Here is a 19,844-nt window from a genome sequence, read left to right on the forward strand (position 1 = left end):
AAAGGAACAGCGGTCCGCTGCCACGAGGAGGTGAGAAAAACGCTATAATTCATTCACGATTGTCGCGACTGAGGAAGGGAAATAAATGGTGCGGCGTGTGAAATGGTTTTGCTCTCTTTTAGTTATTCTCTCAAGCCAGTGTGCGCTGGCCGTCAGTTATCCGCTGCCGCCGGAAGGAAGCCGCCTGGTGGGAAGCCCGCAGCGGGTTACCGTACCGCACAACAATACGCAACCGTTGGAGGCCTTTGCGGCGCAATATGGCCAGGGGCTGAGCAACATGCTGGAGGCCAACCCCGGCGTTGATGTCTTTCTCCCGAAGTCGGGGACGACGCTGGTGATCCCGCAGCAGTTGATTTTACCTGACACGGTTCGCGAAGGTATTGTGGTCAACGTTGCGGAAATGCGCCTCTATTACTATCCGCCGGAAGGCAACACCGTTGAAGTTTTGCCGATTGGCATCGGCCAGGCGGGGCGCGAAACGCCGCGCAACTGGGTGACGACCGTAGAACGTAAGCAGGAAGCGCCGACCTGGACGCCAACGGCTAATACACGGCGTGAATATGCCCGCCGAGGTGAGAGCCTGCCAGCATTCGTTCCGGCGGGGCCGGATAATCCAATGGGACTGTACGCAATTTATATCGGCAGGTTGTACGCGATTCATGGCACCAATGCCAATTTTGGTATCGGGCTGCGCGTCAGTCAGGGATGCATTCGCTTACGTAATGACGATATCAAATATCTGTTCGATAACGTCCCGGTTGGCACTCGCGTGCAGATTATCGATCGGCCGGTGAAGTTTACCGCAGAGCCGGACGGTAGCCGCTGGGTGGAAGTTCATGAGCCGCTATCGCGTAACCGCGCAGAATACGAATCTGACAGGAAAGTGCCGTTACCCACGACCACAGGCATCCAGGCGTTTGTGAAGGGGGAAGGCGTCAATGTGATTCGGGCGGAGCAGGCTCTCGAACGACGCTCCGGAATGCCGGTCAATATCAGCGAGGCCGGCACGCAAAGTCATATCGGGAGCTAGCGAGCCCGCTTCTTTTGGGTCCTTTGTTGCATAAGGCATGACTGACCTGCGGTTTTTTCAGATCAAAATTTAGTCTCCGGTATTATTTATGACAGGCCAGGGCCAGAAGATCGCTCTGGCCTGTCATTTTCAATAAATTATCTATTTTATCAATGTAATACAGATCATTTTACAACCACTCATACCCACCCCAAAGCATGAAACCCGTCTCTGTCAGCCGGGAATGTCTTCATTTGTCATGCCTCTTATGAAGCCACTTTCTTTCGCGCCTTAGCGGGATCATTTCCACGAATACCCCCCTGTTCATTTCGTGACCCGACTCCCATTTTATCCATTTTTCAAATGGTCACTCTTGCTAACTATGTGGCGAAGTGTATTTTAGCATATAACTTCACAAATAATTGTGAAGATGGAAAGTACATCACAAACCTGTTTTGAAGGATCCACCCTTATGTCCGAACTGAAATTTGCCACGCGTTTAAACTCTTTTGCCTCAGGAGCTAACCTCTACTGGCCGGATCTTCAGGGAAAACCCTCTGTACTGCAGATGATTGCTCGTGCCGGTACGGTTAAGGGGTTAACCCACCTTGATCTGAACTACCCGCAACACATCACGACGGATATTCAAATGCTGCGCCAGGCCATTGAAGATGCGGGGCTGGCGGTCAACGGAATGCAAATGCGCTGGGATGCACCGCAATTTAAAATCGGGGCATTTACAAACCCTAATCCGCAGATCCGCCGCGAGGCCATTGAACTGACAAAACGCGGGATTGATGCCGGACGGGAATTTGGTTCCCGCCTGATGACGCTCTGGATGGGGCAGGATGGCTATGACTATTGCTTCCAGGCCGATTACAAAAAAATCTGGGACGATGCGGTGAGTGCGGTCCGCGAAATTGCCGAATATGCGCCGGACGTTGATATCAGTATTGAATACAAACCGAATGAACCGCGGGCTTACAGTATTTTCCCCAATGCCACGACCTGTTTGCTGGCGGTAGAAGAGGCGGGTTGCCCGAACCTGGGTATCACGCTCGATTTTGCTCATGTGCTGTTTGCTAATGAGATCCCGGCCTACGCAGCCGCGATGGTCGCTCGGCGTTCACGCCTGCTGGGGCTTGATCTCAATGATGGCTGGGGGAAACGTGACGATGGCTTGATGGTGGGGTCGGTAAATCCGCGTGCCACGCTGGAATTCCTCTGGCAGATGCAGAGAGATGGTTATCAGGGCGCCTATTACTTTGACACCTTCCCGGATGCCAGCGGTCTTGATCCGGTTCGTGAAGCTGAAATCAACATTGCTACCGTTACTCGATTGCTCAAACTGTGTGCCCGGCTTAATGATAATGATGAACTGACCTCAGCCATCAGCCGTCAGGATGCGGTGGCCTCTCAACGAATCGTCAATGACATCATGCTAGCCAGATAGTGGCAAGCATTAGCAAAAATAAGAAAGCGTTCCCTACGTGACAATAGAAGGCTGAAAAATGAAAAAACTCATACTCTCTGTACTCGCCTCTTCTTTACTGTGCTCGATGGCTTATGCCGCCGATTTAGCCCCGCTGAAATCGGATACTGAGCCCGATCGCACGGACTGGACCCAGCTCAGCAGCAAATATGGTCCAATGCCGAAAGTCGACAGCAAACTAAAAATAGGCGGCGTATCAAAAACGCTGACCAATGAATACTGGCGTTCACTTGGCGAAGGTTACCAAAACGTCGGTAAAAAATATGGTTTCACCGTGGCTTATCAGGCAGCTGCAAATGAGGACGATCAGCTGGGCCAGTTATCAATTGCGGAAACGCTTATCTCCCAAGGGTTTAATGGTCTTCTGGTATCACCCCAGACCGATATTAACCTTGAGCCCGCTCTCGAAAGTGCCACCAGTAAAAGAATTCCCGTGGTCAACGTTAACGATGCCGTGATGCCAAATGCTCCGTATTACGTGGGTAATGTGCAGAAGGATAACGGTGTACGGGTGGCGAAATGGTTCATTGAACATCATCCGCAGGGCGGCAAGGTCGCGGTGATCGAGGGCCAGCCAGGAGTCTATGCTGCCGGTCAGCGTACCAGTGGCTTCAAAGAGACGCTGCAGGCCAATGGCAAATTCAATATTGTCGCCAGCGTGCCGGCGAACTGGAGTCGCGAACAGGCGTTTAATGCCGCCTCAACCATTTTACAGCAGCATCCCGATCTGATTGGCTTTTACGCGAATAACGACACCATGGCGCTGGGGGTCGTGGAAGCGGTTCGTTCGTTGAATAAAGCCGGGCAGGTGGCCGTCTTCGGTACCGATGGTATTTCAGATGCTTATGCCTCGATTAAACGCGGTGAGCTGACAGGAACGGTGGATAGCTTCCCGGTGCTGACGGGGGAAGTTGCAATGGAAGTTATGCTGCGTCTGATTGATGGTCAGAAAATCTCCCGCGTGGTCTCGACGCCCCAGGCTTTAATCACCAAAGAGAATGCGGACGCCTTCTCAACCAAAGATAACGACAAGCTGCGTCAACTGCTGGCTCAGCAGTAAGCCAGGCGGAGGGTGTATGGAACAGTATCGCTTAATGATGCGTGGAATTAGTAAAACATACGGTAATGCGGCGGCATTGCAGGACGTGGACTTTGCGGTCAAACCTGGAGAGGTACATGCTCTGATTGGTGAGAATGGCGCGGGAAAATCCACGCTGTTAAATATTCTTTCAGGTGTACGAGAGGCCGATAGCGGTGAGATTAGCGTCAACGGGCAAACCGTTCAGATGAAGAATCCGTTGAGTGCGCGCCATGCCGGCATTGCCATGATTCATCAAGAATTACAGCATGTTCCGGAACTCTCCGTCGCGCAGAATATGTTTCTTGGCCGACCGCTAACCAAAGCAAAAGGTCTATGGGTGGATAAACAGGCTCAGCTGGAAAGAGCTGAGCTGATCCTCAAGCAACTGGATCCGACAATCGATCCCAATGAGCCGATCAAGAACCTGAAAGTCTCACAGCAGCAGATTGTGGAAATAGCTCGCGCCATGCTCGACGATGCAAAAATTATCGCGATGGACGAGCCGACATCCAGTCTGACTCCGAGAGAGTTCGACCGGTTGGCCGAGCTGATTTCGGATCTGAAAGCTATGGGGGTATCGCTTATCTATGTTTCTCATAAGATGAACGAAATTTTCAAAGTCTGCGACCGGGCCACCATTATGCGGGATGGCAGGCAGGTTGGGGTGGTGAATATTTGTGATGAGGATGAAGAGAGCATCGTCTCAAAGATGGTCGGGCGCAAGATTGAGAAACTTGAGCACAACTCATATGTGACCGAGCGCGAAGTGCTTCGCGTAGAGAATCTCTCTCGGGGTGGCGCTGTGAGCGATGCCAGTTTTACCGTCCGTGCGGGTGAGGTGCTCGGTATTGCGGGTCTGGTCGGAGCCGGGCGTACGGAACTGATGAAACTGATTGCCGGTATTGATAAGCGCAGCAGCGGCAACGTGTTTGTTAACGGTAAGGCAGTACGCAATCACAACGTCACTGCTGCCATCAGGTCCGGTATCGGCCTGGTGCCTGAAGACCGCAAGAAAGAAGGGATTATTAAAGAACGTGCGGTGAAGATGAACATGGCGCTGCCTTCAATGCGTAACTTCACCATTTCGGGAATGATCAGTAAAGTTAAGCTTAATCGGGTGGCGCATGAAGTGATGAGCGATTTGAAGCTACGACCACTGAACATTGATAAAACGATTGGCACATTAAGTGGAGGTAATCAGCAGAAAGTTATTATTGGACGCTGGGTCGCCGCAGATGCTCAGGTTTTTCTGTTTGACGAGCCAACCCGGGGAATTGATATTGGGGCAAAATCAGAAATTTATAATCTGATAGAAAAACTGGCCCGTGCAGGCAAAGCGATTGTTGTTGTCTCTTCAGAGATGACAGAGATTATTCGTATTTCTGACCGCGTACTGGTTATGCGTGAAGGGAAGATTACTAAAGAACTGAAAGGTGATGCCATCACGGAAGATAATATTGCACGCTCTGCCATTAAAGATGTCGAAGAGACCATTTAAACTTCTTACCCGTATTAATTTGAAAGGCCATAATCATGATTTCACAAAGTAATTCCCGGCCCGAAAAGCTTCGTGCACTGCCGTTTAAATTTAACCTTCGCGATGCCGGAACATTAATTGGTTTGCTTATTATCATTATTACGTTTTCTTTTCTATCACCGGTGTTTTTCACCATCCCTAATTTGTTGAATATTTTACAGCAATCATCCATTAACGCATTAATTGCGCTCGGGATGACTCTGGTCATTATCTCCGGAGGGATCGATCTTTCGGTTGGTCCGACCGCAGCATTATCGGCGGTTTTAGGGGCAACCATGATGGTAGCTGGCGTCCCCGTGCCGCTGGCCATTCTGGCAACGCTGGGAATTGGGGCTATCTGCGGCGTCTTTAGCGGTTCGCTGGTTGCCTATGCCGGATTGCAACCCTTCATTGTTACCCTCGGGGGGCTGTCGTTGTTCCGTGCTGTCGCGCTGATTTATACCGGCGGCAATCCGGTATTTGGCATCCCGACGGAATTCCGTAGCCTGATTAACAGTGAAATCTTTGGCATTCCAACGCCTATCGTTATTGTCGCCGTTATTGCTTTAGTGCTGTGGACCGTCATGAATAAAACGCCGTTAGGAGAATATATTCTGGCTGTTGGCGGCAATGAAGAAGCCGCTCGCGTTGCCGGCGTGCCGGTGAAAAGAACCAAGGTCACGGTATTTGTTATCTCAGGAACCCTGGCCTCTCTGGCCTCTCTGATCTTGATTGGCCGGTTAGGCGCTGCGGAACCAACGATTGGCAATCTGTGGGAACTGGATGCCATTGCCGCCGCGGCCATCGGTGGGGCTTCACTGATGGGAGGGAAAGGCAGCGTTGTAGGCACAATTATTGGCGCGATCATTCTCGGCGCATTACGCAATGGTTTGACGTTACTAAATATTCAGGCCTTTTACCAATTGCTTGCTACTGGTCTTATTATTATCATAGCTATGTTGATTGACAGAGCGACCAGAGGCAAGTAATGAAGCAAGATCCACGAGCCATTGGTGCTCAAATCCGTATGCGACTGCCCCAGCTGACACCCTTAGAGCGACGTGTGGTTGAGGCGATCATCGCCCGAACCGATATTACTGAGCAAACCTCTCTAAAAGAAATTGCCCAGGAGAATAATGTTTCAGAAGCGATGATTGTCAAAATAGCCAAGAAGCTTAACTTTTCAGGTTTTAGAAACTTCAGAACTGGCTTGATTTATTATAACCAGTCTGAAGTGGCAAGTTTACACGCGGAAATTGAGCCTGATGATTCATCGGAACAACTGTTGTCAAAAGTATTCAGAACATCGATTCAGGCTATTGAAGAAACAATGTCTATTCTGGATATTGCAGAGTTTGACCGCGCTGCGGACATTATATTCAAGGCTCGACATATTGACTTATATGCTGTCGGTGGTTCTGCCACGGTAGCACGTGACTTATCCCACAAGCTTTTAAAGATTGGTATTAAGTCGACGGTCTATGACGACGCCCATATTATGTTGATGTCCGCTGCGGTGCTATCTGACGACGATGCTGTACTTGCAATCAGTCACTCTGGCGCAACGCGTGCCGTTAACGATCCGGTAAAACTGGCGGCACGCAATGGCGCTAAAGTGATTGCGATTACGAATTATGCCGAATCGCCTATTGCGCGTAATGCGCATGTGGTACTCAATTCAACGTCTCAGGGATCGCATTTGCTAGGGGAAAACGCCGCGTCACGCATTGCTCAGCTCAACATTCTGGATGCATTGTTTGTGGCCATTGCGAAGAAGGATCTGAAGCAGGCGGAGAAGAATTTGATGAAAACCCAGCATGCGGTTCAGGACCTGCGAGAATATTAACTATGGGTAAAATTGTTGTGGCGGGCAGCCTCCATTACGACATCATGCTGGATGCGCATCATCGCCCGGAAAAAGGTGAAACGGTAATGGGCACGGGCTGTGCTTACAAGTTTGGCGGTAAAGGGGGCAATCAAGCCATATCCGCTGCTCGTGCGGGAGGGGACGTCATTTTTATTGGTGCGGTAGGGGCTGATGCGCAAGGGGCGTTTCTTCTGCAGACGCTTCGTGATGCCGGAGTCAATATCGAGTCAGTCGCCAAAATAGATGAGATACCTTCCGGGATGAGCGTGGCTATTTCTGATGTCGATGGTGATTATGGTGCGGTTGTCGTCTCAAATGCGAATCAGCATATTCCGGCAAAACTCTTTCAACGGGGTGACATCTGGCAAGATGCCGGAATGCTGGTTCTACAAAATGAAGTTCCGGAAACGATAAATCTATGTGCGGCCATCGAAGCCAGCAAGCGGGGGATTCCGGTCTGTATCAATGCGGCGCCGGCCAGAGAACTGAGTCCGCAGCTGGAAAGCTGCATCACTTTGCTGGTGGTTAATGCCATAGAGGCGCGTGATATGAGTGGCGTGACGGTGAACGACCTTTCTTCAGCTCTGGAGGCCGCTGAATCATTGGCTAAACGTTTCTCTCAGGTTGTTGTCACTGCCGGCGAACATGGTGTCGCGTTTTGTGAAGCGGGCATTGCAGGCTCGACGTTAGCCGCCAGGCGGATAACGCTGGTGAGTACTCATGGCGCTGGTGATTGTTTTATGGGGGTTTTATGCACCAGCCTGATGCATGGAGAGGCGCTTCGCGATGCGGTATTTCGTGCGAATGAAGCTGCCGCCCGCCATGTCTCTCAACCCCGGGCATAAACAGGTCTTCCGCCATCCAGAGCCTTTTGTATGGCAAAACTAACAGCTGATTTGTCTTCAGAAGAAGGCTGAAAAGCAAAAAGCCCGCTTAAGTTTCCTTAAGCGGGCTTCTTAAATATGGCTCCTCTGACTGGACTCGAACCAGTGACATACGGATTAACAGTCCGCCGTTCTACCGACTGAACTACAGAGGAATCGTGTGAACGAGGCGCATACTACTGGCCTGGCATTTTTGTGTCAACACTAAAATTAACTCACTGATTCAAATGGCTAAATTTAAGTCAACTCGTTGTTTTAGTGCACAAGGTGTTCGTCATCTGTATCTAGCCGGCCATTCTCACGTAATCTTTGTAAGGGATCCTGGCGATAGAAATGGCAAAAACGCTGCCAAAGAGCCGGAAAGCGCGGGGCAAACAGCTCTGGTGCGCTAAAGAAATATTCGGATAACACGGCAAAACACTCGGCCGGGTCGGTCGCCGCATAGGCGTCAATACTGGCGGCGCTCTCGCCAACCAGATCGATCTCATCCTGAATGTTGTTCATCGCTGCGTGGAGGTCGTGCTCCCAGCCGGCGACTTCACGTAACGGAATCAGCGGCACGCCGCTGGCGCGATCGCCATTGCGCATATCCAGCTTATGTGCAACTTCGTGCACGATAAGGTTGAAACCAGATGCATCGAAAGAGTCCTGAATATCCAGCCAGTTCAGGATGATTGGCCCTTGTTGCCAGCTCTGGCCGGACTGGACAATCCGTTGATTGTGGACCAGACCAATATCGTCTTCCCATTCATCATCAACCACGAATGGGGCAGGGTAGATTAGCACCTCGTGGAAGCCATCCAGCCACTCAATGCCAAGCTCAAGAACCGGCAAACAGAACAGCAGGGCAATGCGGGCGTTTTGCAGCGGAGTGAGTTCAAGCCCTTGCAGGGCAACCAGGCGTTTTTGTTGCAGAAAGCGTGCCGCCATCTGCACCAGTTCCTGCTGCTCTTGCGCAGAAAGATTGGCTAAAACAGGAATGGCAAGCGCGTGTTCCCAGGGCATTTCTGCGTTGCCGGACTCTTCATCTACTTTCCAGGGCCATTTAAACATCATATTGCTCGCAAAGTCGTCACTTGAACATAATTAAAGAGACAGGAACTATTAAAGTGCCAAAGAACCTGGCATTATAGCAACCTCAGCGGAGAGATGCCGGAGCGGCTGAACGGACCGGTCTCGAAAACCGGAGTAGGGGCAACTCTACCGGGGGTTCAAATCCCCCTCTCTCCGCCACTATTCAAACACTTACGTCAATTCCTTTCAACGACCCGCGTCACACACTTCTATTGTGTTGGTATAACGGAGCGTCGCAAGTCCATCAATCATCATCCTCTGATTTCTCGTCGACGGGAAGGGCTTACCTCGAGGATATCCGAATGCTTCCTGCTGGCAGAAGATTTCTCTCCTCGTCGCTATAGATGAGAGAAGGGGTTTGCTGACGTTAAGGCAAGAACGGGTGGGCAGGGCAGAAGTCGAATCTGAAAAACAAAGCCCGCACGCGGCGGGCTTTAAAACGTAAATTGCATCAGAACTGATAGGTAATACCGACAGCAAACTGATTGTCTTCGGCGGCACCAGTTATGATGCTGTCTTTGTGATCGATCAGGTTAAATTTGTAAGCACTGTAGACATTGAAGTTTTTGTTGAAGTAGTACCAGGTACCCAGCTCGATATAATTCTTCATTTCGGCAGTCTTGTCGCCATTAGTGCCGAGATCTTTGCCTTTTGCATAAACATAGCCGAGAGAAGGGCGCAGACCAAAATCAAACTGGTACTGAACAACGGCCTCGATATTCTGCGTTTTGTTGGCGAAAACGCCATTTTCCATTGGCGTCATATTATGCGATTCGGCATACATCACCGCCGTGTAAAGGCTATTGGCATCATACTTGGCGGCTAAACTCCAGACTTCTGCGGTTTCACCTTTACGATCTGCCGCCTGCTCGTCGGTACGGTCTGAATTGCTGTATGCGGCGGCAAAACCAAATCCATCGATGTTGTAATCGACTGACGTGCTATACCCGTCACCGTTAGCTTTCAAACGATCGCGGTTATTATTTTTACCCTGATATTGCAGTGCGATTGTCAGGCCATCAACCAGGCCGAAAAAGTCGCTGTTACGATAAGTGGCGACGCCGTTGGTGCGAGCCGTCATAAAGTTGTCGGTTGCTACCAGGCCATCGCCACCCCATTCGACCAGCATATCGGTGTAACCCGCCGCGTCATAAACCAGACCATAGTTACGACCATAATCAAATGAGCCGTAGTTGGCGAATCTTAAACCAGCAAACGCCAGACGCGTTGCGCTACCCTGTTCGCCTTCTGGTTTATCGGCTTTGATGTTGTATTCAAACTGTCCATAGCCGGTCAGATCGCTGTTAATCTGCGTTTCACCTTTTACGCCGAAACGGGCATAAGTGGTATCTTTGGAGTTATTGTCACTGTTGTTGCGATCGGTGTTGGTGAAAATGTGTTCACCCACCATTTTGCCGTAGAAATCCAGCTTGTTTCCGTTCTTATTGTAGATTTCTGCTGCATTGACGGTTCCGGCCACTAATAATGCCGGAATCAAAAGTGCCAGTGTTTTTCTTTTCATTATATATTCCCTTTTAATCATCATTAATATGAATAGGTGTGCGTGTTGCAAAAAGCAATTTCATAGTATCGGCAAGGTTCAATTTTATTTAAAATAAAAATGTAAATAAATTATATCCAATATTACAAAATGTTTCATTTTGAATTTTTATATTAAAAATTTATCATTTTGAAATGATGTATTTTTGTGGTTTATTGTTTTTAATAACAATATGTTAGGTGTTTGTGGTGATGTATTCATGTCATTAATTTAATTATCATAAATTATGAGTGTCATTTAAATGATTTGGGTGGGTTATTTAATTCTCGGATAATGCGTGATGCTGCAATGTGCGTGCGGATTTATACGGGCTTTGAGGATGGAGAAATATCTCTCCGCTATACGAACGGTAGTGAGCCAGCGTGCTGGTTATTATTATCCGCCACAGATTTATGGCGATGGATAATAAATCCTGTGCTGCTGTGGCACGTAAGTATCACTATCTCGCGATGGTTAAAAGCGCTTGTTCACCGGAGGAAGGTGCTGTTTCGTTATCTTTTTCACAGTATAATGTGACGTGCGTCACCTTTTTGCCGGGTGCCGCGGTTTCGTTGTCAGTTAAAGGAGAGGAGTTAATGGAGCAGAAAGCGAAACGAAGTCCGGGTGGGAAACTTGCCCTGTGGGTCTTTTATGCCTTTTGTGGTTACTTTCTGTGGGCAATGGCGCGCTACTGGTGGGTCGTTGGCAAAATTGAAAGTGTCCCCGGTGCGACAATTGACGGCGATCTGGGATCGACGTCAGGTAAGTGGCTTGGCGCTCTGCTCGGGTTCCTTGTGCTGAGCGTGGTTGGCGCTATTCTGGGGGCGATAGCCTGGTACACCCGCCCTGACCCCAGGATGCATGAACAACACGATTAAAGTTGCTATGCTCAACGCTGACTTCTCTCAGAGGAACGCGTATGCAACAACTAGACTGGCAGCAACGCTTTGAAGCCTGGCTTGCGGGACATCTCACCCAGGGCGACTCCGCCCACGACATTTCGCACTTTCGTCGCGTGTGGGGAACCGCGCAGCGGCTGGCTGAAGAGAGTCAGGCCGATCGCCTGGTTATTCTGACCGCCTGTTATTTTCATGACATTGTTAGCCTGCCGAAAAACCATCCCGAGCGCAGCCGCTCCTCGGTGATGGCGGCAGAAAAAACGCTGGCTATTCTCCAGTCGTCATTCCCCGATTTTCCGCGCGACCGCTATCCAGCCGTTTATCATGCGATTGAAGCGCACAGTTTCAGTGCCGGTATTTCCCCACAAAGCGCGGAGGCGAAAATTGTCCAGGACGCCGATCGGCTGGAGGCGCTTGGCGCAATTGGTCTGGCCCGCGTCTTCGCGGTCTCCGGGGCGCTGAACAACATCCTGTTTGATGCTGACGATCCCTTTGCTGACCAGCGTAAACTGGATGACAAAAAATATGCGCTGGACCATTTTCAGTGCAAGCTGTTGCGTTTACCCGACACGATGCAAACGGACAAAGGCAAAGAGATGGCGATACACAATGCGCGCTTCCTCGTGCAATTTATGGCCAAGCTTAGCGCTGAACTTCGCGGCGACCCGCTGTCGGTCGATGAGGCGGTTTTAAGGCGCTTTGAGCCACTGGCCTGAAACTGCCCGCATGATTTATGGTAATCTCTGCAAAATTGTCCGGGCTGGTTGAGGGTATGCCGCAAAATTTATCGAAGGAAAAGAGCCTGTTGTTGCCTCCGGAACCTGCCGGGGAAGAGGCTCAGGCGCTGTTACGCCAGCTGATGGCAATATACGATGTGAAAACGCTGGTGGCATTTCTGCTGGCAGTTGGCGATCGCCACTGGAGCCCGGCGATCTTAAAACGCGTGGCGTCGGTTGAGCGGGCGGCTAGCCGTATTACGGCCAATGAGTATGCCCGTCTGGCAACGCTGCTGCCGCCACCGCCGGCCCACCATCCCCGTTATGCTTTTCGGTTCGTCGATCTCTTTGCGGGAATCGGCGGGATCCGCAGCGGCTTTGAGGCGATCCGCGGGCAGTGTGTTTTCACCAGCGAATGGAATAAGCACGCGGTGCGCACCTACAAAGCCAACTGGTATTGTGACCCGAATCAGCACCGCTTCAACGAAGACATTCGTGATATTACCCTCAGCCATCGCCCGGATGTCAGCGATGAACAAGCCGCGCAGCATATTCGCGAGACCATTCCTCCCCACGATGTTCTGCTGGCGGGCTTTCCTTGCCAGCCTTTTTCGCTCGCCGGGGTATCGAAGAAAAATGCGCTGGGCCGGGCCCACGGTTTCGCGTGTGAAACCCAGGGAACGCTGTTCTTTGATGTGGTCAGAATTATCGCCGCCCGCAGGCCTGCCATCTTTGTACTGGAGAACGTTAAAAACCTGAAAAGCCATGATAAAGGACGGACATTCCGCATTATCATGCAGACGCTGGATGAACTGGGTTATGAAGTCTCCGATGCCGACCACAGCGGCGCCGACGATCCGAAAGTGATCGATGGACGTCATTTCTTACCCCAGCACCGCGAACGTATTGTACTGGTGGGCTTCCGTCGCGATCTCCAGCTGCACGACGGTTTTACCTTGCGCGATATCTCAAAATATTACCCGACCGCGCGGCCGACCTTTGGCGATCTGCTGGAACCGACGGTGGATGCTAAATTTATTCTGACGCCGGTGCTGTGGAAGTATCTGTATCACTATGCGCGCAAGCACCAGGCGCTGGGCAACGGGTTCGGTTACGGCCTGGTTGATCCGCGCAATCCTCAGAGCGTGGCGCGCACGCTATCCGCACGCTATTACAAAGACGGAGCCGAGATTCTGGTCGATCGCGGCTGGGACCGCCCGTTGGGGGAACAACACTTCGACGATGCGCAAAATCAGCTTCGTCGTCCGCGCCGGCTGACGCCGCGCGAATGTGCGCGGTTGATGGGGTTTGAAAGCCCGCAGGGCTATCGCTTCCGTATTCCGGTTTCCGATACCCAGGCCTATCGTCAGTTCGGCAATTCGGTGGTGGTGCCGGTGTTTGCGGCCGTCGCGAAATTACTTGCGCCGCGAATCGCGCAGGCCGTGGCGCAGCGTGAATCCGAGGATGAAGCCGGTGGACGTCCACGATAAAGCCACGCGCAGTAAAAACATGCGGGCGATTGGCCAGCGCGATACGGCGATCGAAAAACGCCTTGCCGCGCTGCTCGCTCAGGCCGGATTTACGTTTACCGTTCAGGATGCGACCCTGCCGGGGCGGCCGGACTTTGTCGTGCCAGAGTACCGCTGCGCTATCTTTGCCCACGGCTGTTTCTGGCATCACCATCGTTGCTATCTGTTTAAAGTGCCCGCAACGCGCACGGCGTTCTGGCTGGAGAAAATTGGCAAGAACGTCGCGCGCGATAGCCGCGATATCATGCGCTTGCAAGAGCAGGGGTGGCGGGTGCTGATCGTCTGGGAATGTGCGCTGCGCGGGCGACTGAAGCTGAGCGATGAGGCGCTGACTGAGCGTCTGGAAGAGTGGATCTGCGGCGGCGGTCACCGCGCGCAGATCGACACGCAGGGCATTGGCGAGCCAGAGCTTACTTCTCCACCTCACAAGGCGTAACTTCAGCTCGGGCGGGGAACAGGTATTTCCCCAGCGTGACCAGCACCACGGCAAAAATAATGACGCCCAGCGCCAGCCACTCGATGGACGAAAGGCTCTCTCCGGCAAATCCGGTCCCCAGCAGGACCGCCACCACGGGATTCACGTAAGCGTAGCTGGTGGCGACGGCGGGGGTAACGTTACGAATTAAATACATGTAGGCGTTAATGGCGATAAGAGAACCAAAAATCGCCAGATAGGCAACGGCAAAAATACTGGACCATGACGGCATTTGACTCAGGGTTTCGCCGGTCGCCCAGGAGGCGACCGCCAGGACCACGCCCGCGGCGAGCATTTCAATCGCCCCAGCCATCATGCCCGTCGGAAGCTCAATTCGGGAGCCGTAAACCGAACCAAATGCCCAGCTCATTGAACCGATAAGGATCAACAGCGCCCCCCACGGATTACCGCTCAGATTCCCGCCGCTGTTAAGCAGAATGATGCCCGCCAGACCAATAGCAATCCCCAACCACTCAATCTTGCGGGTGGTGATACCAAAAAAACGGCTAAAGCAGAGCGTGAAGAGCGGCACGGTCGCCACCATGACCGCCGCAATGCCAGAAGGCACATGCTGGTGCTCGGCCAGGGTGACAAAACCATTGCCGACGGCCAGCAGCAGGATGCCGATCAGCGCCGCATTGAGCAGAGGCCTGAGCGGTGGAAGCGAGTGGCCGGTTGCCAGCAAATAAGCGAGCAGTAGCCCGCCGGCGGAGAGAAAACGGATACCGGCCATCATCAACGGCGGCCAGCTGGCAACGCCAATGGCAATGGCAAAATAGGTCGATCCCCAGATGATATAAAGCGCAAACAGGGCGCCGATAAGGGGCAGAAGCTGGCGGGTAGACATACGTCCTCACGACGGTACAGAGATAGAAAGGAGACATATAGTAAACGTGAAAACTACTGCGCTGGCGAGCGCTTTAATTGATCGATAATTGTTAAATTTATATTGACTCCGCGCATCTCTGGGCGAAAAAGCACTTTTACCTCATACTTATGCGGACATGGCCGCTAAGCGTTCAGGCTGCGGCTGGACGCCAGGGGATTAACCCTCAATAAATGAAGGAATACAATTTTGGCAGGAAGTAGTCTTTTAACGCTGTTGGATGATATCGCCACCTTGCTTGACGATATCTCCGTGATGGGGAAACTGGCAGCGAAAAAAACGGCCGGCGTACTGGGAGACGATCTCTCTCTCAATGCTCAGCAGGTGACGGGCGTACGGGCCAATCGTGAGCTCCCCGTTGTCTGGGGCGTTGCAAAGGGATCGTTGGTCAATAAAGTGATTTTAGTGCCGTTGGCCTTACTGATCAGCGCGTTTATTCCCTGGGCGATTACGCCATTGCTGATGCTGGGCGGCGCATTCCTGTGCTACGAAGGCGTTGAGAAAGTGCTGCACAGTCTGCAGGCGCGCAAACACAAGGAAGATCCGCAGGCCCGTCAGCAGCGTCTGGAAGCGCTGGCGCAGCAAGATCCGCAGGCCTTTGAACGCGATAAAGTGAAAGGGGCGATACGCACAGACTTTATTCTGTCCGCTGAAATCGTGGCCATTACGCTGGGAATCGTGGCCGACGCGCCGCTGCTCAATCAGATTCTGATTCTCTCCGGGATTGCCATCCTGGTGACCGTTGGCGTGTACGGCCTGGTCGGCATTATCGTGAAGCTGGATGATATGGGCTACTGGCTGGTGAAGAAGAGCAGCGCGCTGGCGCGCTGGGTCGGTAACGGGTTACTGGCGGTTGCGCCGCGCCTGATGAAGCTGCTCTCCATCGTCGGGACACTGGCGATGTTTCTGGTCGGCGGCGGCATTATCGTACACGGCATCGCGCCGCTTCATCATGCGGTTGAACAGTGGGCAGGTGAACAGTCCGCCCTCATCGCCTCACTGCTGCCGACCGGCGTCAACCTGGTGCTGGGCTTTATCGTCGGTGCGGTAGTGCTGGCGGGCGTGAAGGTTATCAGCGGCTTTCGCGCTACGGCAGAGTAAAATCGCCCGGCGATTATGCAAAATTGCTCAGCTTCGTCTATGGTGAAACGGTTTCTCCCAGATGACGGACTAAAAAATGGTATTGTTGGTCAGTGATGAAGTGAGGCGAAAAAGCGGAGGGCCGCGCATGGTTGTGACGGGCTTCGCCAGCGGAATGGTCGAGTGTCGTTGGTACGACGGTTATGTCGTTAAACGCGAGGCGTTCCGTGAAGATGAGTTAGTGCGTGGGGAAGGGCAGCGACAGAAGAGTGCCTGACCCCTATAGCGCCCGGCAAAAGCCGGGCGCTTTGTCGTTATGCTGCTTATTTAACCAACAGGGAGCGTTGATGACGTTTGTTGCTTTGATTGTACTGCGAGAGAACAATGGATAAACCACTGTGGGTAAGAAAACTTCGCCGCGTTTCTCGCCCGGGACATGTGGTTAATTATTGTTTTGTCGCAGTACTCTTTTTTTCTACGCTCCTGATCTGGCGCGAAGTGATGGTGTTGGAAGGGGCCTACGTCACCAACCAGCGCAACAATCTTGAAAACGTCGCCGATGAACTGGACAGTCTGCTGCTGTTCAACATCGACAGAATGGTGTTTTTTCGCAACGGGATGCAGTCGGCGCTGGAAACGCCGCTGGATTTTGAGATTTTGCGTAATGCAGAACAGGAATACATGAGCAAACGCCATGAACCGATCTGGTCCGTGGCGTTACATAACCGGCGTACTCTGCCGGTGTATGGCGTTTCCGATGACTTTGTCGACAGTCAGAGCTCGCTCTCGCGCAACGATGCCCTGACCGGTAATGAGCTGATGGCGGTTCTGGAGCTGGGGTATCTCCTGCGTCTGGTCGAGAATAACCGCGGATTTAACGAACGCATGCTGTACATTTCGCGCAGCGGTTTTTTTACCAGCACCACGTTGCCAAAAAACGCGGTACAGGCCCAGACGTTATATACCCATGCGATCGCCGCCCCGTGGTTTACCCGGCAATCGCAGCGCAATAATCCCGGTCGCGGCGTGTTCTGGCAGACCGTTCTCGATGAGCATGCGCAAAACGACGATCAGGTAGTAACGGCCTCCATTCCCCTTGATTTCCGACATGACTGGCTCGGGGTGCTGTCGATGGATTTTTCGGTGCGAGAGATGAAAGCGTTTCTGGTCAGCGCCATTAAGGGGGGCCAGGAGGGGGAATATCAGCTGTATGATAGTCGGCTTAACCTGATTGCTTCCTCGGCGTCGGGGAATGTACTGACCCTGTTATCCGCCCGTGAACAGGCGATGCTTAGCTACGCGTTTTTGCATCAAAACCAGGGGGGGATTCGTTTATTAACGCGCTATATCAGCTGGCAGAAATTAAACAACTTTGATGGCGTGCTGCTGAGGATCCATACGCTGCAGGAAGGCGTGCGCGGTGCTTTCGGGACCATTACTATTGCGCTGACGCTGATGTGGCTACTCTTTACGCTGATGCTGATCATCTCCTGGCTGGTGATTCTGCGGATGGTGCGTAATATGAGTGTTTTGCAAAAGTCGCTGGAGTGGCAGGCCTGGCATGACGCGTTAACCCGCCTGTTGAATCGCGGGGCCTTATTTGAAAGGGCAATCGCTACCACCAGAATGTGCGAGCGGACGGGGCGGCCGATCTCGGTGATCCAGCTCGATCTCGATTACTTTAAGAAGGTGAATGACCAGCACGGGCACCAGGCGGGCGACCGGGTACTGTCGCTGGTTGCCAGTACCATCGCGAGCAATATCCGTGAAGGCGATCTGGCTGGCCGCGTCGGTGGTGAAGAGTTCTGTGTTGTGATGCCTGACACCACCTTACAGGTGGCAACAGCCATCGCCGAACGTATCCGCATCCGCATTTACAGCCGTGAAATTCTGCTCTGCAACGACACCAGTTTGCGGATCAGTGCTTCACTGGGGGTCAGCAGCAGCGATGATTGTGCCGGATTTAATTTTGAAAACCTGCAGTCAACGGCCGATCACCGGCTCTACCTCGCCAAACAAAATGGACGCAACCAGGTCTGCTTTAACGATTTGCCGTCGTGCGCTGGTTTGCGGAAATGAGATTTATCTTAAAAAAACACCCGTGACCAATGCGCAATTGGAGAAAAAAGAACGCAACAAACCCTTGCGCCATCAGCATTCTGGCAGAGTGACAGAAAGTTCATCCCATTTCTCAATTATTTTCTTCATGAATAGCTCTTGTCATGCAAAATAATTGAGGATAATGTTTTCCCGCAACGGATATCCCGGTGTAACGAATTTTCAAGTGCTTCTTGCATTAGCAAGTTTCATCCCGACTCCTGCGAGTCGGGATTTTTTTCACCTGTACCTAGCGGTTGATCTCCGTGACGCTAAAGTCATGAATATCGAGTTCAAACGCTTCCGCTAGTTCGCACCAGGTGTGATAGTCGCGGCCATCAACGCTGACGTGATGCGGATCGTCGCGCGAACGCCGTATCTCGCTCTCGCTGATTTCATTAATCGCCGCCAGCAGGGCATCAACATCGACATTCACCCCGCGACTTCCCGCATATCCACTATCTTTGGCGGTTTTCATCATGGCTACCTCGCTTGGCTCAGATCGTGCCTGTTTAAGTATAGGCAAAAAATCACCGGATGGTCGGCGCGGCATAGGGGCCGTCGTAATGGCGGATGGTCGATAAAAACGCACTCACCGGGCAGGGCGCTGCACAGCGGGCAGTTTTGTTCTACACTGGCTCAAAAATAGAGGAGATAAGTTATGCAGGTGAACGATCGTGTCACGGTGAAGACCGACGGTGGCCCACGTCGATCGGGTGTAGTTCTGGCAATAGAGTCGTTTAGTGAAGGGACAATGTATCTGGTTTCGCTGGAAGACTACCCGCTGGGGATCTGGTTTTTTAACGAAGCAGGGCACCCGGACGGGATCTTTGTTGAGAGAGAAGATTAGTTCGTAAGGCATCTGAACTGGCGGAGAGCACCGCCAGTTTTGCCTGCGCCTGGTTCAGCGCAGGTTAACGTGTATTCCGCTGGTAATGTTTTCCGCCAGGCGTACGATATGGTAAATCACCTGTTTATTGTGGGTCTGAATTTTCTTTTTAATATTTCCTTTATGCGACGAAACCGTCTTTGCCTTGATGTTCATCTGGCTTGAAATCTGCGCTGTACCATAGCCCGCCATCCACATTTGCAACATATTCGATTCGGTACGACTAAGCGACAGTGTCGGTATATTGATACGGGCGCTGCTGTAGTTATCGTATTTAAGACGATTACCCAGAATTTCATCAAGGTCTTTTGGCGTCAGCGATTTGGAGCTAATAAGTAAATTCTTGCGCACCAGCAGATAGCGATCGAAATGAATGTTAGCTAACGACATAAAGATAACAAATAACGTCCCAGGGTGCTGGGTAATGATATGCCGGATAAGCTGATTGCTGTCCGGATGATGAATAAAGCAATCTTCATTGATAAATACCACTGCCGGATGCATGAATTCACAGGCCTCTTTCAGGCATTCCACAGAATGTACTTCACTAATGTCGCGCTTTTTTATTCCCCGGCTTGTCAGATACCCGGACAATCCCAGCCGGGTATAGCTACACAAATCCATGATAATCGTTGACATGACCCATCCTCAATCAACACGTAACGATAATTTATCCCTCGCCGACAAGCGCGATGAAATCCATTTAAGTGGGTAATAAAAACCCGGTTCAGCACAGGAACCATCAGAGAGTCTAAACTATTCCGTAATATTGCCCATAATTTGCCAGGAATACTCCCAAAGTAATGTGTG

20 protein-coding genes and 2 tRNA genes are annotated in these 19,844 nt (G+C 51.7%); 16 read left to right on the forward strand and 6 right to left on the reverse strand.

Annotated elements, in window-relative coordinates:
• Positions 1 to 85 precede the first annotated feature (85 nt).
• The 7 genes from ldtA (at position 86) to Q1L34_RS08700 (ending at position 7,810) form a co-directional block, all read left to right on the forward strand.
• Positions 86 to 1,030: a L,D-transpeptidase gene (gene ldtA, locus Q1L34_RS08670; protein WP_004864386.1), complete on the forward strand. Its 945-nt coding sequence runs from the start codon at positions 86 to 88 to the stop codon at positions 1,028 to 1,030.
• A gap of 451 nt (positions 1,031 to 1,481) precedes the next feature.
• Complete coding sequence (locus Q1L34_RS08675; protein WP_004864385.1) at positions 1,482 to 2,462, forward strand: TIM barrel protein; 981 nt, start codon at positions 1,482 to 1,484, stop codon at positions 2,460 to 2,462.
• Between the two features lie 58 nt (positions 2,463 to 2,520).
• Entirely contained in the window at positions 2,521 to 3,561 is a 1,041-nt protein-coding gene (locus Q1L34_RS08680) for a sugar ABC transporter substrate-binding protein (RefSeq protein WP_004864381.1), read from the forward strand.
• A 16-nt stretch (positions 3,562 to 3,577) separates the two neighbouring features.
• Positions 3,578 to 5,080, forward strand: a complete 1,503-nt coding sequence (locus Q1L34_RS08685; protein ID WP_004864380.1) for a sugar ABC transporter ATP-binding protein — start codon at positions 3,578 to 3,580, stop codon at positions 5,078 to 5,080.
• Between the two features lie 35 nt (positions 5,081 to 5,115).
• A complete protein-coding gene (locus tag Q1L34_RS08690; protein WP_004864377.1) occupies positions 5,116 to 6,087 on the forward strand; it encodes an ABC transporter permease in 972 nt (323 codons plus the stop codon).
• A complete protein-coding gene (locus Q1L34_RS08695) occupies positions 6,087 to 6,944 on the forward strand; it encodes a MurR/RpiR family transcriptional regulator (protein WP_004864376.1) in 858 nt (285 codons plus the stop codon). Before Q1L34_RS08690 ends, Q1L34_RS08695 begins: the two co-directional genes overlap by 1 nt.
• Before the next feature lie 2 nt (positions 6,945 to 6,946).
• Positions 6,947 to 7,810 carry a ribokinase gene (locus Q1L34_RS08700; RefSeq protein ID WP_004864374.1) on the forward strand — a complete coding sequence of 288 codons (864 nt, stop codon included), beginning with the start codon at positions 6,947 to 6,949 and terminating at the stop codon, positions 7,808 to 7,810.
• 118 nt (positions 7,811 to 7,928) lie between these two features.
• Here the strand turns inward: Q1L34_RS08700 and Q1L34_RS08705 are convergent.
• Positions 7,929 to 8,004: transfer RNA gene (locus Q1L34_RS08705), tRNA-Asn, on the reverse strand.
• A gap of 100 nt (positions 8,005 to 8,104) precedes the next feature.
• Positions 8,105 to 8,905, reverse strand: a complete 801-nt coding sequence (mtfA, locus tag Q1L34_RS08710) for a DgsA anti-repressor MtfA (RefSeq protein WP_160873414.1) — start codon at positions 8,903 to 8,905, stop codon at positions 8,105 to 8,107.
• A gap of 87 nt (positions 8,906 to 8,992) precedes the next feature.
• On the opposite strand from mtfA, the gene Q1L34_RS08715 reads away from it, so the two are divergent.
• Positions 8,993 to 9,082, forward strand: a tRNA-Ser gene (locus Q1L34_RS08715).
• A 292-nt stretch (positions 9,083 to 9,374) separates the two neighbouring features.
• On the opposite strand, the gene Q1L34_RS08720 is transcribed toward Q1L34_RS08715, so the two are convergent.
• Positions 9,375 to 10,445 (reverse strand): porin, encoded by a 1,071-nt coding sequence (locus Q1L34_RS08720; protein ID WP_004864210.1) that lies wholly within the window; start codon positions 10,443 to 10,445, stop codon positions 9,375 to 9,377.
• 614 nt (positions 10,446 to 11,059) lie between these two features.
• On the opposite strand from Q1L34_RS08720, the gene drpB reads away from it, so the two are divergent.
• From drpB to Q1L34_RS08740, 4 genes are read left to right on the forward strand one after another with little or no spacing between them, the layout of a single operon-like run.
• Entirely contained in the window at positions 11,060 to 11,341 is a 282-nt protein-coding gene (gene drpB, locus Q1L34_RS08725) for a cell division protein DrpB (RefSeq protein ID WP_004864207.1), read from the forward strand.
• A 41-nt stretch (positions 11,342 to 11,382) separates the two neighbouring features.
• Positions 11,383 to 12,078 carry a phosphohydrolase gene (locus Q1L34_RS08730; protein ID WP_015583983.1) on the forward strand — a complete coding sequence of 232 codons (696 nt, stop codon included), beginning with the start codon at positions 11,383 to 11,385 and terminating at the stop codon, positions 12,076 to 12,078.
• Positions 12,079 to 12,134: 56 nt separating this feature from the next.
• Complete coding sequence (locus tag Q1L34_RS08735) at positions 12,135 to 13,568, forward strand: DNA cytosine methyltransferase (protein WP_044349841.1); 1,434 nt, start codon at positions 12,135 to 12,137, stop codon at positions 13,566 to 13,568.
• Positions 13,543 to 14,043 carry a very short patch repair endonuclease gene (locus Q1L34_RS08740; protein ID WP_032717077.1) on the forward strand — a complete coding sequence of 167 codons (501 nt, stop codon included), beginning with the start codon at positions 13,543 to 13,545 and terminating at the stop codon, positions 14,041 to 14,043. Before Q1L34_RS08735 ends, Q1L34_RS08740 begins: the two co-directional genes overlap by 26 nt.
• On the opposite strand, the gene yedA is transcribed toward Q1L34_RS08740, so the two are convergent.
• Positions 14,018 to 14,929 (reverse strand): drug/metabolite exporter YedA, encoded by a 912-nt coding sequence (yedA, locus tag Q1L34_RS08745; RefSeq protein WP_015583985.1) that lies wholly within the window; start codon positions 14,927 to 14,929, stop codon positions 14,018 to 14,020. The genes Q1L34_RS08740 and yedA overlap by 26 nt on opposite strands.
• 228 nt (positions 14,930 to 15,157) lie before the next feature.
• Between yedA and Q1L34_RS08750 the strand changes: the two genes are divergently transcribed.
• The 3 genes from Q1L34_RS08750 to dgcQ all read left to right on the forward strand — a co-directional run bounded on the left by Q1L34_RS08750 (position 15,158) and on the right by dgcQ (position 18,127).
• Complete coding sequence (locus Q1L34_RS08750) at positions 15,158 to 16,069, forward strand: DUF808 domain-containing protein (protein WP_064367716.1); 912 nt, start codon at positions 15,158 to 15,160, stop codon at positions 16,067 to 16,069.
• A 76-nt stretch (positions 16,070 to 16,145) separates the two neighbouring features.
• Positions 16,146 to 16,325 (forward strand): YodC family protein, encoded by a 180-nt coding sequence (locus Q1L34_RS08755; protein ID WP_015583987.1) that lies wholly within the window; start codon positions 16,146 to 16,148, stop codon positions 16,323 to 16,325.
• 107 nt (positions 16,326 to 16,432) lie between these two features.
• A complete protein-coding gene (dgcQ, locus tag Q1L34_RS08760) occupies positions 16,433 to 18,127 on the forward strand; it encodes a cellulose biosynthesis regulator diguanylate cyclase DgcQ (protein WP_327204461.1) in 1,695 nt (564 codons plus the stop codon).
• 268 nt (positions 18,128 to 18,395) lie between these two features.
• Here dgcQ and yodD read toward each other — a convergent pair whose 3' ends face one another.
• Positions 18,396 to 18,623 (reverse strand): YodD family peroxide/acid resistance protein, encoded by a 228-nt coding sequence (gene yodD / locus Q1L34_RS08765; RefSeq protein ID WP_015583989.1) that lies wholly within the window; start codon positions 18,621 to 18,623, stop codon positions 18,396 to 18,398.
• 183 nt (positions 18,624 to 18,806) lie between these two features.
• Between yodD and dsrB the strand changes: the two genes are divergently transcribed.
• Complete coding sequence (gene dsrB / locus Q1L34_RS08770) at positions 18,807 to 18,995, forward strand: protein DsrB (protein WP_004864183.1); 189 nt, start codon at positions 18,807 to 18,809, stop codon at positions 18,993 to 18,995.
• Between the two features lie 54 nt (positions 18,996 to 19,049).
• Here dsrB and rcsA read toward each other — a convergent pair whose 3' ends face one another.
• Entirely contained in the window at positions 19,050 to 19,673 is a 624-nt protein-coding gene (gene rcsA, locus Q1L34_RS08775) for a transcriptional regulator RcsA (protein WP_004864179.1), read from the reverse strand.
• Positions 19,674 to 19,844 lie beyond the last annotated feature (171 nt).

Origin of the sequence: Klebsiella ornithinolytica, from assembly GCF_030505655.1 — a bacterium.
GTDB classification, from domain to species: Bacteria; Pseudomonadota; Gammaproteobacteria; order Enterobacterales; family Enterobacteriaceae; genus Klebsiella; species Klebsiella ornithinolytica.